The organism is Amycolatopsis sp. PSD-21, assembly GCF_055561455.1.
This window is the reverse complement of record NZ_CM145712.1, coordinates 6,255,361-6,272,042: the sequence shown is the minus strand read 5'-3', so window position 1 is coordinate 6,272,042 and position 16,682 is coordinate 6,255,361. Positions and strand designations below refer to the sequence as shown.

Sequence of the window (16,682 nt, the reverse complement as noted above, 5' to 3'; positions counted from 1 at the left end):
AGGGCGTGACTGCGCCCGGACTGGCGATGAGTTTGCGCGCCCGGATTTCCGATGTCAATCGTTGTCGATAACGTTTTACATCGCTAGGCTGACCGTATGCAGCCCAGTTCGAGGGTCACTATCCGTGACGTCGCCGCCCGCGCCGGCGTCTCCGTGGCCACGGTGTCCAAGGTGATCAACGACCGCTACGGCGTCGCCGCCGCGACCCTGGCCAAGGTCCGCGCGGTGATCGACGAACTCGGCTACGAGGCGAGCCTGGTCGCCCAGAGCCTGCGCAACCACAAGACGAACGTGATCGGGATCCTGGTCGCCGACCTCGAACCGTTCTCCACCGAATTGCTCAAGGGCGCCGCCGACGCCATCCGCGGCACCGGCTACGAACTCGTCGTCTACTCCGCCGGCGGCCGGACCGGTGACCCGTCGGGCTGGGAGAAGCGTTACCTGTCAAGGCTTTCCGGAACGCTGGTCGACGGCGCGGTGCTGGTGACGCCGGTGGCTTCGCTGGAAGCCGTCCCGGGGACGCCGGTGGTCGCGGTCGACCCGCACACCGGCCCCTCGACGGTGCCCACGATCGATTCCGACAACCTCCGCGGCGCCCAGCTGGCGACCGAGCATCTGCTGGAGCTCGGCCACCGCCGGATCGGTTTCCTCGCCGGGCGGCCGGATCTCGAATCGGCCGAACTGCGCAAGACCGGGTACCTGCGGGCGCTCACCGCCGCCGGTGTCCCGATCGACGAGGACCTGATCCGGCTCGGCGCCTACGATCCGGAGATCTCCGCCCGGTCCGCCCGCGAACTGCTGACCGGCGCGGACCGTCCGACGGCGGTGTTCGCCGCCAACGACATCTCGGCGATCGCGACCGTCGGGGCCGCCGCGGAACTCGGCCTGTCCGTCCCGGACGACTTGTCGGTGGTCGGTTTCGACAATGTCCCCGAATCGGCGCTCTGCACCCCGCCACTGACCACAGTGGACCAGCCGATCCGCGAAATGGGTCACCGCGCCATCACCCTCCTGATCTCGCTGATCAGCGGGGAACCCGAGAAGGAAACCCACATCACCTTGTCCACGGGTCTCGTGGTGCGCCGCTCGACGCGTGCCCTCGGAGCCACGACGAAGGGCGGACGACCTTGACCACCCAGCCCAGCGAGTCGCCCCGGCCATGGCACGACACCGCCGCGGACCCCGCCGATCGCGTCCGCGCGCTGATGGACCGGATGACCTTGCGGGAGAAGGTCGCCCAGCTCTACGGCGTCTGGGTCGGGATCGACTCCGGCGGCGAGATGGCCCCGCACCAGCACGACTTCGCCGAAGTGGCACTGGACTGGGACGAACTGGTACGCCACGGGATCGGCCAGCTGACCAGGGTGTACGGCACCCGCCCCGTCGATCCGGTGACGGGCGCGCACAGCCTGGCCCGCTCGCAGCGGGAGATCGTCGCCAACGGCCGGTTCGGCATCCCGGCGCTGGTGCACGAGGAGACCCTCACCGGCCTCGCCGCCTGGCAGGCGACGGTGTATCCGTCCCCGCTGTGCTGGGGAGCGAGCTTCGACCCGGATCTCGTGTACCGCATGGGGGCGCGGATCGGCGGCACCATGCGGCGACTGGGTGTCCACCAAGGACTCGCGCCGGTCCTCGACGTGGCACGTGACCTGCGCTGGGGCCGCGTCGAGGAGACCATCGGCGAGGATCCGCATCTGGTCGGCATGATCGGCGGCGCCTACGTCGCGGGTCTGGAGTCGGCCGGGGTGATCGCGACGCTCAAGCATTTCGCCGGCTACTCGGCCTCCCGTGCCGGCCGCAACCTCGCGCCGGTGTCGGTCGGCCCCAGGGAACTGGCCGACGTCCTGCTGCCGCCGTTCGAGATGGCGTTGCGCGCGGGCGCCCGGTCGGTGATGAACGCCTACGTCGACAACGACGGTGTCCCCGCCGCCGCGGACAAGGCGCTGCTGACAGATCTGCTGCGTGATACCTACGGGTTCTCCGGGACCGTGGTCGCGGACTACTTCTCCGTGGCATTCCTGCACAAACTCCACGGTGTCGCGGCCGATCGCGGCGACGCCGCCGGGCAGGCGCTCGCCGCCGGGATCGACGTGGAACTGCCCACAGTGGACTGCTACGGCGAGCCGTTGCTCGCGGCGGTGGAGGAGGGCGCGGTCGACACCGCCGTCGTCGACCGCGCCCTCGAACGGGTGCTGCGGCAGAAGTGCGAACTCGGGTTGCTCGACGAAGACTGGGTGCCGGAGGTCCCGGACGAGATCGACCTCGACGACCCGGAATCCCGTGCGCTGGCAAGGGAGATCGCCGAACGCTCGATCGTGCTGCTGCGGAACGACGGCGTGCTCCCGCTCTCTCCCCGCCACAAGGTCGCCGTCGTCGGGCCGCGGGCGGACGACCCCGGCGCGATGCTCGGCTGCTACTCGTTCCCGATGCACGTCGGCGTGCACCATCCGGAGGTGCCGTTCGGGGTTTCGGTTCCGACGGTGCTCGACGCGCTCGGCGAATACCACGAAGTCACCTATGCGCTCGGCTGCCCTGTGCTCGGCGGCGAGGACGCGGACATCGCCGAAGCCGTCGCCGCCGCCGAGGCCGCGGAAATCTGTGTCGCCGTGCTCGGTGACCGGGCGGGCCTGTTCGGCGGCGGCACGTCGGGCGAGGGCTGCGACGTGCCGGACCTGAAACTGCCGGGGCGGCAGGAAGAACTTCTCGAAGCCCTGCTCGGGACCGGGACACCGGTGGTACTGGTGCTCCTGTCCGGACGGCCGTACGAGCTTTCGCGGCAGGCCGGCAGGCTCGCGGCGATCGTGTGCGGTTTCTACCCCGGTGAAGAGGGCGCGGTGGCGCTCGCCGGCGTTCTCAGTGGACGGATCAACCCCTCCGGCAGGCTTCCGGTCGGGTTCCCCGGCGAGAACGCCTCCCAGCCGTCGACCTATCTCACCGCTCCGCTCGGGCAGCGCAGCGAGGTCAGTACGGTGGATCCGACACCGCTGTTCCCGTTCGGGCACGGGCTTTCCTACGGCGCCCTCAGCTGGGACGACGTCTCCGTGGCGGACCCGGCGTGGCCGACGGACGGACGCTGCCGGGTCCGGGTGACGCTGAGCAACACAGGCGACCGCACCACGACGGAGGTCGTCCAGATCTATCTGCACGATCCGGTGGCCGAGGTCGCGAGGCCGGTCCAGCAGCTGATCGCGGCGAAACGGGTCGAAGTCGCTCCCGGTGCGACCGAGGTGGTCGAGATCGGGCTGCACGCCGATCTGACCTCCTACACCGGACGAGCGGGCACGCGGCTCGTCGAGCCCGGGGACGTCGAACTGCGGGTGGGCACCTCCAGCGTGCGGATCGTGGCGACGCTCGGCTGCACGTTGACCGGTCCGCGTCGGGAGGTCGGCTTCGATCGGGTGCTGGCTCCGGACTTCGCTTGAGGGTGGCGTTCGAGGTGGTGTGTCGCGAAAGCCACTTTCGGGACGTCTGATGTCCCGAAAGTGGCTTTCGCGACATGTACGGACTTCGCAGGGCGGACGATTGGGCTGTGTCGGTGCAGGTGGTCGTGAGTGGCAAAGACCCCCACGCGGCGGCTACGTCTGTCCATAAAGGACGCAGGATCGGCTTGCCGCGCCCGATTTGAGCACTTCGCGCGGGGGTCGTGAGTGGCGATGGTGGTTCTAACCCTCTTTGCCACTCACGACCCCCGCGCGAAGTGCCCGAACCGGACACAAAAGAGGCCGTTACGTCCTTTGTGGACGATCAGCGCCGTGATCCGCTTACGTGAGCGCGCAGGCGGTCGTGTTCATGGTCTCCTCATCGCCATCCTCTCGACTTGCGGGGGAGGCCAGGTCCCGCCGGTGGCGGCCGGCGGGACCTGGGGTATGGACTCAGCCGAACAGTTGCACGTGCAGGGAGAAGGCGGTCGCGATCTCCGCCTGCGCCCAGAACCGGTGGTAGGTGAACGTCGGCGCCGCTCCACCGTCCAGATAGGACTGCACCTTCGGCCACTGCGGGTCGTCCCGGTAGAACGACCGGATGGACAGGAAGTCCGCGCCCGCGGCGATGGGATCGCCGTTGGGCATGGTCCCGGTCCAGCCCGGCGGCACGTACACGCCTTCACCGGTGGACGAGTCGTATTCGTCGTCGAACCGGTTGTAGTCCGTACGTGTTTCCGGGACCGCGATACCGATCGAGTCGGTGTGCGCGAGCATCGCGTCGAGTAGGCCTTCGCCGACCGTCCGTGCCTGCGCGTTCCCGGACCGGGCGGCGTAGTTCAGCAGGATCTTCGAGTACGACGCCGCGACGCCGACGTCCTGGCTGTGGTTGAGCACCCGGACCCGCAGATTCGCGTTGCTTCCCGGCGTGGCCGGGTTCCACGTGTCGGGTTTGCCGGTCCACTCCAGGTCGGACGGGATCCGGAAGTCGCCGCCGGAGCCGACCGTCGTGTTCGCGATGGCCCACGGCACCCACTTGTCGAGGATGCGTTTCGCCCGTTCGTCCCCGGTGAGCTGATACAGCGCGGCGACCCGCTCCAGGCCCCACGCCTGGAACCCGAACCACCGGTTGGACGGCGGATCGTGCCAGACGGGCTGCTGGTCGTAGTACATCCCGTAGAAGGTCGGCGAACCCGCCGGGGGAGTGGCGTACTGGCCGTCCCAGCTGTTCGTCGCGCCGCCGGCGATGCCGCCGTCGGCGGACTGCAGCCACTGCAGGAATTCCAGTTGCCGGTCGAGGCTTTCCGCCCAGTCCGTCGCGCCGGTCGCCGAGACCGGCTTCAGCGCCGGGTCGTTGGCGAGCGCGTGCGCGGCGAGCGGGTTCTGGTAGCCCTGATGCGCCGCGCCGTCACCGATCCGCCACGCCCAGCCCGCGGACGTGTCGGTGGCGCCACCCCACGCGTAGTACCACGACATGAGGTAGTGCGAGCTGTTCTTGCCGCTGCCCGCCGGACACGTGCTGGGACCGACGCAGTCGCCGATCTTCTTGAAGTACTTGTCGAACATGGCGTATCGCAGATAGTCGCCCATCTTCGACGCCTTCTTCACCACATCGGCCACCTGGGCGCCCTTGCCCTGCGCGGTCGCCCACTGGTTGGCCAGGTGCGCCACCTGGACGGCGCGCGCGTCGGCGTCGGGCGCGTTCGTGTACTTCCACTGCTTGGCGTAGCTCGCGTCCTTGGTGAACAGGTCGAGGTACCCGTTCGGCCCGCCGTGCGCGAACGTGTCGCAGGAAGGCTGCGGGATGGTCTCCCACACCGATTCGCTGGACCCGCGCTGGTAGGTGTTGATGTAGGCGGGCGCGGTGGTGCCGTCGCCGCACCGGCCGAAACCGTACGTGCTGTCGACGTCCAGCAGCCAGTGCATACCGTAGACGTCCGAGGTGCCGTAGGCCTGGCGCAGTTCGCCCGCGATCGGGTCGGAGCCGACCGGGACGCCGCCGTCCAGAACCGCCGGATACCGGTCCATCCGCGGGTGCTCCGGTGCGTAGGTCGCCGGGTCGGCGGCGTTGTACTTGTCGTTGGTCGGCTGATCCGCGTGCGCCGGGATGATGAACTTCTCCATCGACGCCCACGCCTGGTTGAACGGCGCCCAGTCACCCTCCAGCTGTCCGTAGGCGGCTTCCAGCCACAGGTAGTAGCTGAACGCCTCGGACGTGGTCTGGTGCCCGTGGTCCGGCGCCTCGACCAGCAGCGTCTCCACCGAGTGGTACGGCACCAGCAGGCCGTCGAAATTCCGGAAGTAGCCGCTGTCCGCGTCCTTGATCTTGTGGTACTGCTCGAGGAAGGCGGCCCGGTAGTCCGAGGCGGAGGCGTCGATCTCCGCCACGTCGAGGGTGGCCGCGGTAAGGCCGGGCCCGGTGATCGAGAACGCGGCGGTGGCGAGCGCGCCACCGTTCGCCGCGGAAGCGATCGTCACGGTTTTCGCCGTGTTCCAAGTGTTCTGGTCGAACGTGAGTGTCGCGGGCATGGCCGTGAGGTCGGCGCTGCCCGCCGTGCGTGCCACGTTCAGCGTGACCGGACCCGTCGGCCGGGTCGCGAGTTTCACGTCCACTCCCGCCGAGCCGCCCTGCTTGACGCGGACCGTCGACGGGGTGGCGACGACCGACGGCGCGGCCAGCACCCGCACCGCGACCGGCGCGGAAACCGTTGCCGCACCGAGGTTGTCGATCGCCCGCGCGGTGACCGAATACTCGCCCGCCGTCGCGCCGGTCCAGGTGTATTCGAATGGTGCGGTGGTGTCGGCGCCCAGCCGGGTGGTGCCCGCGTAGAACTCCACCGAGGACACCGAACCGTCGCCGTCGGCGGCGGAGGCCGCCAGTTCGATCGGTGACGACACGGCGAACGCCGCGTTGTTCTCCGGCTTCGTGAGCCGCACCGCCGGTGCCGCGTTCGGGCCGGCGCAGCTGACGCCGTTGACCTTGAAGTCGACCGGCACCCGGTTCGCGGCGCCGGTCTTCGCCGCGTTGAAGCCGAATTGAACGGACGCGCCGGGGCCGATGCCGCGCTGCCAGTCCGCGCCTCGGACGCTCACCGTACCGCCGGACTGCGTGAACGTGCCGTTCCACAGCTGGGTGATCCGCTGGCCGTCGGCGAAGCTCCAGGTCAGGTTCCAGTCGGGGATGGCGTCGCCGCCTTCGTTGCGGATCGAGACCGTCGCGCCGAAACCGTTGTCCCATTCGCTGCTGATCTTGTACGTCGTCGTACAGGAAACCGCGGCCGCCGTGGCCGTCGGCGCGACGCCGGTGGTGACCGCCGCCGCGAGGGCAACGGTGGCGGCCAGCGCCGTGACGGGACGTGCTCTCGTCGAGCGCGCCAATGGTCGTGATCTCACAGGTCCTCCTCGTCCGAGCGGATTTCCGGCACCCTCAAGAGGTGGAACCGGCCCAGGGCCACGTGGGCAGGCAATGGCCCTGAGCCGGGGTAACGGGAGTGGATGAGTCTGAGAGCGCTCTCATGAGAGTAGCGGCGGACCGTCCGATTTGTAAGGGCGTCTTTCGGCGAAGTGTTGTGATCCGGCCGTTTTCGGAGTAGAGCAGAAAAGCATGAGGCGACTCGCCACCACATTGTTGATCTCCGCCGGAATACTCACCTGCTGTTCCGCGCCGTCGCCGACGGCCACCGCCGGGGCCGGGGCGCTCGGCGCCCGACTGACCACAATGGACGATCTGGTCGACTGGATCGACGAGACCGCGGGGGATTGCGCCGCGGTCTCCCGCCGGGAGATCGGAGAGCTGCGCACGTTCGCCGGTCCGGATATCGCCGCGCGCTTTCAGCCGCATGTGGCCGAATGGGCCACCTGCCGGGTGTCACCGGAATTCCCGGTCGTCGGTCTCCTTCTCTTCGACGGCGATGAGCAGCGGAGATTCCAGGAATCCTGGCACGCGGCGATGAGGGCGGGCGAGATCGCCGACGGGCCGACCTTCGCCTTCGGCAACGGTTTCGCGGTCTCCGCGGGATTTCTCGGGGTGAGCGAGCTGGGGCTGTACTACTTCCGGTGCGGAACCGTCGATCCCCGGGTGCATCAGGTGCCTTCGGACGTGGCGGGGTGCGTGTTCGCCAACCCGGAGCACGGACACGGGCACCACTGAAGCCGCCACTTCACTGGTGCCCAGGGTGCTACGGGCTCGAACAGGTCAGCTCCGGTGCGGCGATGCTCCCCGTCGCGTTCGCGCTCAACCCGAACGAACGGGTGGTGCTCGCCGGTAGTGACCCGTTCCAGTCCGCGTTGCCCACGGTGGCCCGCGTGCCGTCCAGGGTGAGGGTGCCGTTCCAGACGCTGTTGATCGTCTGTCCCGCCGGAACGGTCCAGCCGACCCGCCAGCCGGACAGCGCCGTCGTGCCCGGGTTGGTCACGGTCACTTCCGCCTGGTACCCACCGTTCCAGTTGCCGGTCGTCGTCCACTTCGCCGTGCACGCGCCGTTGGGCGGCTGCCCGGGATCAGGGGGATCGTCGACGACGCCGATCCCGGTGACCTCGCCGTTGCCGCCGTCGAACACGACGTCGGAGCAGCCGTAGAACGTCTCGGTGCTGTCGGATCGCTTCCAGACCGAGTAGACGACGTGCTTGCCCGATTTGGCCGACGGGAAGTTGCCGGTCCACTTGTACTGGCCGTCGACGCTGCCGACGTTGCCGCTCACCTGCGGGTGGTCGACCGTGAGGAAGGGCTGTTCCTCGAGGTCGTCCCAGCGCAGTGCGCGGCTCGGGTCGTACCCGTCCTTGGTCACGTACAGGTAGAACCAGCCGGGGTGGGCGGCCCACGCGTTGTAGGAGAAGCCGAACGACGCGCCGGCCGTCAAATGGGTCACCGGCCAGTTCCCCGTGCGGTCGTAACCCGCGAAGTTCGGATTCCCGCCCGAGCAGAGCTGCCCGTCCGGGATGAATCCCTCGGTGCGGCCGGCGCCGTCCGAACGGAGTACGGAGAACCAGTTGTAGAGCGAGTTCTCCCCGCTTTGCGCTACGGCCGCCTTGCACGCCGAGTTCTTCGGAACGATGTTGCCCTGTGGTGTCAGTCCGTCCTGCCAGCAGAAGAAAGTCCTGCTGCCCGGTTTCATCAGCGCGCCGTGTGCCGACGCGGTCGGAGCGTTCAGTGTCGCGGTCACGAGACAGGCCACCATCGTGGTGACGACGGCCAGTATCGCGGTCATTGCCTTTCTGTGTGTCATCGCGCCTTCTTTCCGACAAAGACTGGGAGCGCTCCCAGTGTCGGCACCTTAGCGTGGGTCCGGCGCCGGGGGAACAGGGCCGAACGAGTGAGAAACGTCCGGTATCGGCGATTTCGGAGAATGGTCTTCCCTGTCGGGCGGCCATCGGGCTAAATTGTGGGAGCGCTCCCAAACTCGGCCTCCGAAAGGATCACGACGTGGTGATCGACAATTGGCGTGTGCTGCTTCCCGCCGTACTCCTCGCGGCCGTCGCCGTCGCTCCGGAAGCATCTTCCTCGGCGGCGGAGTACGAGCGGATCGTGAACGGCGATTTCTCCGCGGGTGGTGCCGACCCTTGGTGGGCCGGTGCGAACACCCGTGGCTCGGTGACGGACGGCGAGTACTGCGTCGATGTCACCGGCGGCACGGCCAACGGGTACGACGCCTTGTCCGGCCAGAACGGCGTGCCGTACGAGGCCGGCCAGTCCTACACGCTGAAGTTCGACGCGCGGGCGACCGTCGCGCAACCGCTGTCCGCGGTCGCGGGCGAGGCCGTCGATCCGTACCGGCAGATCGCGCGCACCGACGTGACCGTGACGCCCGTCAAGCAGACCTTCACGCTGACCTTCGAGTCCACAGTGGACTTCCCGGCCGCGGGCAACGGCCAGTTCGCGTTCTGGTTCGGCGGCCAGTCGTTCGACAACACCGTCTGCGTCGACAACGTTTCGCTCGTCGGTGGCGTGCTGCCGCCACCGGGCGTGGAACCCGCCGGGCCGCTGCGGGTGAACCAGGTCGGCTACGTGCCCGGCCTGCCCAAACAAGCGAGCCTCGCGACCGGCTCGACCACGCCGTTGACCTGGACGCTGCGGGACGGCACGGGCGCGTCCGTCGCCACCGGCCAGACCACTCCGAAGGGCCACGACGCCGCGTCGGACGAGAACGTCCACGCCATCGACTTCTCGGCCTACGACCGGCAGGGCAGCGGCTACACGCTGAGTGTCGGCGACGACGTGAGCCGCCCGTTCGACATCTCCCCGACGGTCATGACCCGGCTGCGGCACGACTCGCTGGCGTTCTTCTATCACCAGCGCAGCGGCACACCGATCGAAGCGCGGTATGTGGGGGAGGACTACGCGCGACCGGCCGGACATGCGAACGTGGTGCCGAACCAAGGGGACGACGACGTCCCCTGCCGGGCGGGCCTGGAGTGCGGATACACCCTCGACGTGCGCGGCGGCTGGTACGACGCCGGTGACCACGGCAAGTACGTGGTGAACGGTGGGATCGCCGCGTGGCAGTTGCAGAACGGCTACGAGCGGGCGGCGCTGCTCGGTGACGAAGCCGCGCTCGGCGACGGCACCCTCGCCATTCCCGAGCGGTCGAACGGAGTGCCGGACGTGCTCGACGAGGCGCGGTGGGAGCTCGAGTTCCTGATGAGCATGCAGATTCCCGACGGGCGGCCGTTGTCCGGTATGGCCCACCACAAGATCCACGACGAGCAGTGGACCGGCCTGCCGACCTTGCCGCATCAGGACGCCCAGCCGCGCAGGCTGTCCGCGCCGAGTACCGCGGCGACCCTGAACCTCGCGGCGGTGGCGGCGCAGGCGTCGCGACTGTGGGCTCCTTACGACGCCGAGTTCGCGGCCCGCGCGCTGGCCGCCGGTGAGAAGGCCTACGCGGCGGCGAAGGCGCACCCCGGCATGATCGCCGACCCGAACGACGGCGTCGGCGGTGGTTCGTACAGCGATCCCACGGTGACCGACGAGTTCTACTGGGCCGCGGCCGAACTGTACGTGACCACCGGCCGGTACCGCGCGGATGTGACGGATTCCCCGCTGTTCGGCGGAAAGAGCTTCGACGCGCGCGGTTTCGACTGGGGTGCCACGGGCGCGCTCGGCGACATCTCCCTGGTGCTGGCCCCGCGCGGGGTGTCCACCGAGAACATCCGGTCCGCGATCGTCACGACCGCGGACACGCACCTCGCGAACATGGCGTCCGCCGGGCACCCGGCGCCGTACCGGACCGGCGACGGCGGGTACGAATGGGGATCGAACGGCTTGGTCGCCAACAACGGCATGCTGCTCGGCCTCGCCCACGACCTGACGCGCGCGGCGAAGTACCGGAACGGCGCCTTCGCCGCGATGGACTATCTGCTGGGCCGTAACCCGGTCGATTTCTCCTATGTCTCCGGGTGGGGCGATCGGCCGGTGCGCAATGTGCACCACCGGCACTGGGCGAACCAGAAGGACCCGTCGCTGCCGACCGCGCCGCCCGGTGCGCTGTCGGGCGGGCCCAACAGCGCGTTGCAGGACCCGGTCGCGCAGCGGCTGCTGCCCGGCTGTGCCCCTCAGCGGTGCTGGGTCGACCACATCGAGGCCTATTCGCTCAACGAGGTGACGGTCAACTGGAACTCGGCGTTCGCGTGGCTGTCGAACTGGGTGGCGGAACACTCGGCCGCGCCGCCGTCGGCGGGCTGCCAGGTGACGTACACGGCGTCGACCTGGCAGACCGGGCTGTCCGCGGCGCTCACCGTGAAGAACACCGGCACGACCGCGTGGGACGGCTGGGGGTTGACCTTCGCCTTCGGTGGTGAGGAGAAGCTGACGCACGGCTGGAGCGCCGCGTGGAGCCAGTCCGGCTCGGCCGTCCGGGCGGGCAACGCGTCGTGGAACGCCGTGGTCGCGCCTGGCGCGTCGGTGTCCATCGGCTTCAACGCGAACAACACCGGCGCCCATCGGTCGCCGTCGGAGTTCATGGTCGACGGACGGCGATGCGTGTCCGCCTGAGTTTCCCGACGATTCTCCGGAGGTAGGAATGACGCTCAAGACAGGAGCCACGGTGCTCGCCGCGCTCGCGGTCGTCCTCCTGACCGCGGGGACGGCGCAGGGCGCGCCGTCCGGGTTCTACGTCGACCCGCAGACCAACGCCGCCCGGTGGGTGGCCGCGAACCCGAACGACGGCCGGGCCGCGGTCATCCGCGACCGGATCGCGAAGGTGGCGCAGGCGCGCTGGTTCACCACGACGAACACCGGCACGGTGCGCGCGCAGGTCGACGCCTTCGTCGGCGCCGCGGCGGCCGCGAACCAGATCCCGATCATGGTGGTCTACAACATCCCGAACCGCGACTGCGGTGGCGCCAGTTCCGGCGGCGCGCCGTCGCACGCCGCCTACCGCGCCTGGGTGGACGAGGTGGCGGCCGGTCTCGCCGGGCGGCCCGCGTCCATCGTGCTCGAACCGGACGTGCTGCCGTTGATGACCACTTGCCAGAACGCCGGTCAGCAGGCCGAGACCAGCGCGTCCATGGCGTACGCGGGCAAACGGCTGAAGGCCGGGTCGGCGGCGGCCAAGGTGTACTTCGACATCGGGCACTCCGCGTGGCTGTCGCCGGGTGAAGCCGCCGCGCGGCTGCGGGCGGCCCAGATCTCCGTCGCCGCGGATGGCATCTCCACCAACGTTTCCAACTACCGCAGGACCGCCGACGAAGTGGCCTTCGCGGGAGCGGTGCTCGCCGGGGTCGGCGACGGCAGGCTGCGCGCGGTCGTGGACACCAGCCGCAACGGCAACGGGCCCGCGGGGAGCGAGTGGTGCGATCCGCCGGGCCGCCGGATCGGGACGGCCAGCACCACGAACACCGGGGACGGGCGGATCGACGCGTTCCTGTGGGTGAAGCCGCCCGGCGAGGCCGACGGCTGTATCGCGTCGGCGGGCCAGTTCGTCCCGCAACGCGCCTACGAACTCGCGACTTCCTGAGTTGAGCGGGCATATCGGCGGGAAAGAGCGCAGCCGGCCTCGCCGTATCCTGTCGCTGTAACAATTCCGGCGACTCGACCTATGACCCCTTCGGCAAGTACGACAGGCTGAGCTGCTCCGGCCGGTGGATTGGACGAAATGTCTAAAAAGGGCGCTGCCTTCATATTCTTGATAGTGCTTGGCGGGGCAGGAGTGACATTTTGGGTCAACGAGCTACCTTCGATCGGGCTTCCCCTGATCGGTGGCGCGGTCGGTGCCGTGCTGGGGGCGGCAATTCGGTCGCGTAAAGCCAAATGACGAGATCAGTGCCGGAACGGCTGCCGCTGCCTGTGCGGAACACTCGCAACGCCGTGCTCGGCGCCCTGGCCTGCAGGATCGTGGCCGCCTGACGCCATGATGACCAGCACTGGTCATTCGGCGGTGGGAGCGGATCACCGCGCACTGCCGGGGTAGCTCCAACGGCTCCGCCGGATGGGCCGTACGGATGTATCGAGCGGCAGTTTCCGCGCTTTCTGTCGCGTCGGCGACGGGGGTCACATAGTTTTCCGACTGGCGTACTTGTCCGTCCACAAGTAACCGGGGAGGCCGGCCGGTCTCCCCGGCGGATCGTGCTCCGCATCGCAGCGGCAGGGCTTGCCGCCTCGACCGTGGTGGCCGGGTGCGCCTTGTGATCGACACTACTCTCCTTGCCTAGTAAGGGATTCAGTATGCGCAAGTGGACGACCAGATTACTCGTGGCGGGCGTGCTCGCGACGACCGCAGCGGCCGCCGTCGTGGGGGTCGGCACGGCCAGTGCGGCCGACGGTGTCTCGACCGCGGCCGCCGAGTCGACGTTCCCGCTCGCCGACCCGGACACGGTCCAGGCGAAGGACGGCTCGTACGTCACCTACGGCACCTCGGTCGGCGCCGGTGTCGGCGCCCGGTGCGGCGTGACCGGCCACCTGTTCGTGCCGGTGCTCGTGCACGGCTCCGGCAACACGGTCGGTGTGGGTACCTGCGCGTCCGCCGACGCACTGCCCAACGGGCCGGGTAGCTGGGCGGAGGGCAACGTCTGGGCGCCCGGCGTCGTCCGCTTCGGCGACACCTACTTCATGTACTACACCGCGTCCAAGCGGGGAAGCGGCCAGAAATGCCTCGGCCGCGCCGTCTCGGGCAGTGCGCGGGGACCGTTCACCAACCCCGTCGAGTGGGCTTGCCCGGGCAGCGGCCGCTGGGCCATCGACGCGAACCCGTTCGTCTCGGGCAGCTCCATGTATGTCGCCTACCGGGACGACGCGATCACCTCGTACCCGGAGACCGGCATCTCGATCGTGCGCACCCATTCCAACGGCATGGCGGACTGGGACACCCGCCGGGACGCGTTGAAGAGCACCGACATCGGCTGGGAGACCATCCGGATGAGCGGTGGCACGCACGTGGTCGAGAACCCGTCGATGTTCAAATCCGCCGACGGTTACTGGTACCTGGCCTACTCCGGCAACAACTGGGACAGCGCGCGATACGCGACCGGCATCGCCAGGTGCGGCACCGGCCCGCTGCCGTCGACCCGTTGCACGCCGCGGCAGAACGGGAGCGAGCGGCCGTACTTCGGGTACACCGGCACCGGGGGCCTGAACCCCTACCGCGGCCTGCCCGGCAACCACCCCGGCCCGGGCGGGATGGACTTCTTCCAGGCGGCGAACGGCCAGTACCACGCGGTCTACCACTGGTGGAACGGCACCCGGCGGTTCCCGATCGTGGCGACGGTCCTCCGCAACGACGGCGGCTTCTACCTCAGCTGAGAAAGGGCTTCACGCCATAACCGGTTCGTCGTGAACGGCGCGTTCGATCATGAACGCGCCGTTCACCATGTCGGACGACGGCTGTGCAGCGTCCCCGCGGGTCAACGCCAGGGCATGTGCTGCAGGCACCAGGTATTGCCGTCGGGGTCGGCGAAGTACGCGTAGAACACTCCACCGAGGTCCTCGACCTCGCTGATCTCGACGCCGCGTTCGACCAGTTCGGCGCGGGCCGCTTCGATGTCGGCGACCACCAGGTGCAGACCGCGCAGTGTTCCCGGAGGCATGTCGAGGGTGGGAAGACCTTCGGCGAGCGTGATCGAGCAGGCCGAACCGGGTGGGGTGAGCTGGACGATGCGGACACCGGGCTTCGGGTTGACGTCGACGTCGAGGCGGAATCCGAGCCGGTCCTGGTAGAAGGCCTTGGCCCGCTCGATGTCGGTGACCGGCACCGGCACCAGCTCCAGCAACAGCTTGCCGGGCGGCACGGGCGGGTTGCCGGGGGTGGACGTCTCGGTCATGGACGGCGCCTTTCGTGGATGAGGGTGGGGCTGGAACTTCGGGTGAAGACGGTCTTCGGAAGCAGTCGCGTGTGCCGTGGGCGTGGGTTCGTCGACGGGGTCATCCACTCATCCGCCGGCTCAGGGAGGCGCCGCCCATTCTCAGCCAGATCTGCACGACGGCCAACGTGAGCCGGCCGAGGAGGAGCACGACGAGCCGGAACGTGGGTTTCTTCAGTTTCGGCAACGCTGTCTCCTGGTCTCGGCAGGCTCGGTCGTCAAAGCCATTTCTTGCCTTTGAAGATCCGGTAGAGGACCAGGCACGCGGTCAGGATCACCGCCATCACGGCGGGATAGCCGTACTTCCAGTGCAGTTCGGGCATGAAGTCGAAATTCATGCCGTATATCCCGACTCCCATGGTCGGGACGGCGATGATGGCCGCCCACGAGGTGATCTTGCGCATGTCGTTGTTCTGTTGCAACGACAGTTTCGCCAGTGTCGCGTCGACGAGCGTGGTGAGCAGTTCGTCGAACCCGGCGACGCGTTCGGTGACGGTGGTCAGGTGGTCGTCGACGTCGCGGAAATAGGTCCGGACCTGATCGGAAATGAGCGGGGTGGAGCCCTCGGCCAGCCTCCGCAGCGGGGTGGCCAGCGGCATCACCGCCCGCCGTAGTTCGACGATCTCCCGTTTCACCAGGTACATCTGCTCGGCGCTGATCGGGCTGCCGGGGGCGAACACGAGCGCCTCCATCACGTCGATGTCGTTCTCGAACGCCTCGCTCACGTCGAGGTAGCCGTCGACGACGTGGTCGGCGATCGCGTGCAGGACCGCGGACGGCCCGGCGGCCAGGCGTTCCGGGATGGCTTCCAGTTCCGAGCGCACTCTCCGGAGCGCGGAGTGCTGCCCATGGCGCACCGTGACGATGAAGTCCTTGCCGAGGAACACCATGATCTCCCCGGTCTCCACGATCTCGTTCGCCGTGGTCGGCGACTCGTGCTCGACGAACCGGACGGTCTTCAGCACCATGAACAACGTGTCGCCGTAGGGCTCCAGTTTGGGGCGCTGGTGGGCGTGAACGACGTCCTCGACCGCCAGCTCGTGCAGCCCGAACACCTCGGCGACGCCCTGCATCCTCGCCGCGTCCGGCTCGTAGAGCCCGGCCCAGACGAATCCGTCGCCACGGCGGCGTACCTCGGCCAGCGCTTCGGCGTGATCGCGCAGGCCCGGCAAGCGGCCGCCGTCGACGTACACCGCGCAATCCGTCACCGGTGACGGCGAGGGCGCCCCGGATCCGGCACCCTCCGAACCGACCGCCACCCGAGCTCCTTCAGCCGTCCAACCTGGAACGCCGCGGAAGTCTAGTGGTCCGTGCCCGGCACCGATCAGGTTTTCCCGCCCCGTCCGTCTGTATGGGTGAGATCTACTCACGGGAGGCTGACGCCATGCGAAAACTGACCTTCGGCATGAATGTGTCCCTGGACGGCTACATCGCCGCGCCCGGTGACGACCTCGGCTGGAGCGGGGGTGACGGACCGGACTCGTCGTCGAGTGGCGAGTTGTTCCAGTGGTGGTCCGACCGGGTGGCCGCGACGGGTCTCGCGCTGTACGGGCGCAAGTTGTGGGCGGTGATGAGTGCCGATTGGCCGACCGCGGATCAGCGGCCCGGCGCGACGCCGGCGGAGATCGAGTACGCGCGCCGCTGGCGGGACATGCCGAAGGTGGTGTTCTCCTCGACGACCGGCACGGTCGCCTGGAACACCCGCCTGGTCACCGGCGACGCGGTTACCGAGATCACCCGGCTCAAGGCCGAGGACGGCGGCCCGATGGACATCGGCGGCGCGACGCTCGCCGGGGCCGCCATGCGGGCCGGGCTGATCGACGAGTACCTGCTGGTCACCTTGCCGGTTCTGGTGGGCGGGGGTACGCCGTTCTTCACCGCGCTGGACAGCTGGGTGAAGCTGAACCTCGTGGAGACGCGGACGTTCCCCGGCGGCGTGGTGCTGACCCGCTACGAGACGAGGCGCTGAGC

12 protein-coding genes are annotated in these 16,682 nt (G+C 68.9%); 7 read left to right on the top strand and 5 right to left on the bottom strand.

What is annotated here, in order from left to right:
* Positions 1-96 precede the first annotated feature (96 nt).
* Entirely contained in the window at positions 97-1,131 is a 1,035-nt protein-coding gene (locus ACZ1DY_RS29240; RefSeq protein WP_360083845.1) for a LacI family DNA-binding transcriptional regulator, read from the top strand.
* A complete protein-coding gene (locus ACZ1DY_RS29235) occupies positions 1,128-3,422 on the top strand; it encodes a beta-xylosidase/alpha-l-arabinosidase (protein WP_465481564.1) in 2,295 nt (764 codons plus the stop codon). Before ACZ1DY_RS29240 ends, ACZ1DY_RS29235 begins: the two co-directional genes overlap by 4 nt.
* 450 nt (positions 3,423-3,872) lie before the next feature.
* On the opposite strand, the gene ACZ1DY_RS29230 is transcribed toward ACZ1DY_RS29235, so the two are convergent.
* A complete protein-coding gene (locus ACZ1DY_RS29230) occupies positions 3,873-6,812 on the bottom strand; it encodes a glycoside hydrolase family 48 protein (RefSeq protein ID WP_465481563.1) in 2,940 nt (979 codons plus the stop codon).
* A gap of 211 nt (positions 6,813-7,023) precedes the next feature.
* On the opposite strand from ACZ1DY_RS29230, the gene ACZ1DY_RS29225 reads away from it, so the two are divergent.
* Entirely contained in the window at positions 7,024-7,569 is a 546-nt protein-coding gene (locus ACZ1DY_RS29225) for a hypothetical protein (RefSeq protein WP_465481562.1), read from the top strand.
* 28 nt (positions 7,570-7,597) lie between these two features.
* On the opposite strand, the gene ACZ1DY_RS29220 is transcribed toward ACZ1DY_RS29225, so the two are convergent.
* Positions 7,598-8,626 carry a lytic polysaccharide monooxygenase auxiliary activity family 9 protein gene (locus ACZ1DY_RS29220; protein WP_465481561.1) on the bottom strand — a complete coding sequence of 343 codons (1,029 nt, stop codon included), beginning with the start codon at positions 8,624-8,626 and terminating at the stop codon, positions 7,598-7,600.
* 215 nt (positions 8,627-8,841) lie between these two features.
* On the opposite strand from ACZ1DY_RS29220, the gene ACZ1DY_RS29215 reads away from it, so the two are divergent.
* From ACZ1DY_RS29215 to ACZ1DY_RS29205, 3 genes are all read left to right on the top strand, one after another.
* Positions 8,842-11,409 carry a glycoside hydrolase family 9 protein gene (locus ACZ1DY_RS29215; protein WP_465481560.1) on the top strand — a complete coding sequence of 856 codons (2,568 nt, stop codon included), beginning with the start codon at positions 8,842-8,844 and terminating at the stop codon, positions 11,407-11,409.
* A gap of 28 nt (positions 11,410-11,437) precedes the next feature.
* Positions 11,438-12,373 carry a glycoside hydrolase family 6 protein gene (locus ACZ1DY_RS29210; RefSeq protein WP_465481559.1) on the top strand — a complete coding sequence of 312 codons (936 nt, stop codon included), beginning with the start codon at positions 11,438-11,440 and terminating at the stop codon, positions 12,371-12,373.
* 707 nt (positions 12,374-13,080) lie between these two features.
* Positions 13,081-14,154: a family 43 glycosylhydrolase gene (locus ACZ1DY_RS29205; protein WP_257485522.1), complete on the top strand. Its 1,074-nt coding sequence runs from the start codon at positions 13,081-13,083 to the stop codon at positions 14,152-14,154.
* Between the two features lie 101 nt (positions 14,155-14,255).
* Here ACZ1DY_RS29205 and ACZ1DY_RS29200 read toward each other — a convergent pair whose 3' ends face one another.
* The 3 genes from ACZ1DY_RS29200 to ACZ1DY_RS29190 all read right to left on the bottom strand — a co-directional run bounded on the left by ACZ1DY_RS29200 (position 14,256) and on the right by ACZ1DY_RS29190 (position 15,970).
* A complete protein-coding gene (locus ACZ1DY_RS29200) occupies positions 14,256-14,672 on the bottom strand; it encodes a VOC family protein (protein WP_465481558.1) in 417 nt (138 codons plus the stop codon).
* 100 nt (positions 14,673-14,772) lie between these two features.
* Positions 14,773-14,898, bottom strand: a complete 126-nt coding sequence (locus ACZ1DY_RS29195) for a hypothetical protein (protein WP_465481557.1) — start codon at positions 14,896-14,898, stop codon at positions 14,773-14,775.
* Positions 14,899-14,929: 31 nt separating this feature from the next.
* Positions 14,930-15,970, bottom strand: coding sequence for a magnesium and cobalt transport protein CorA (locus tag ACZ1DY_RS29190; RefSeq protein ID WP_465481556.1), 1,041 nt, complete (start codon positions 15,968-15,970; stop codon positions 14,930-14,932).
* A gap of 125 nt (positions 15,971-16,095) precedes the next feature.
* On the opposite strand from ACZ1DY_RS29190, the gene ACZ1DY_RS29185 reads away from it, so the two are divergent.
* On the top strand, positions 16,096-16,680 hold the full coding sequence (locus ACZ1DY_RS29185) for a dihydrofolate reductase family protein (protein ID WP_465481555.1): 585 nt from the start codon (positions 16,096-16,098) through the stop codon (positions 16,678-16,680).
* The last annotated feature ends 2 nt before the right edge of the window (positions 16,681-16,682 follow it).

Coding starts and splice junctions, on each gene's coding strand:
- ACZ1DY_RS29200 (WP_465481558.1), bottom strand. CDS start 14,672: ATGACCGAGACGTCCACCCCCGGCAACCCGCCCGTGCCGCCCGGCAAG.
- ACZ1DY_RS29225 (WP_465481562.1), top strand. CDS start 7,024: ATGAGGCGACTCGCCACCACATTGTTGATCTCCGCCGGAATACTCACC.
- ACZ1DY_RS29240 (WP_360083845.1), top strand. CDS start 97: ATGCAGCCCAGTTCGAGGGTCACTATCCGTGACGTCGCCGCCCGCGCC.
- ACZ1DY_RS29185 (WP_465481555.1), top strand. CDS start 16,096: ATGCGAAAACTGACCTTCGGCATGAATGTGTCCCTGGACGGCTACATC.
- ACZ1DY_RS29210 (WP_465481559.1), top strand. CDS start 11,438: ATGACGCTCAAGACAGGAGCCACGGTGCTCGCCGCGCTCGCGGTCGTC.
- ACZ1DY_RS29205 (WP_257485522.1), top strand. CDS start 13,081: ATGCGCAAGTGGACGACCAGATTACTCGTGGCGGGCGTGCTCGCGACG.
- ACZ1DY_RS29220 (WP_465481561.1), bottom strand. CDS start 8,626: ATGACCGCGATACTGGCCGTCGTCACCACGATGGTGGCCTGTCTCGTG.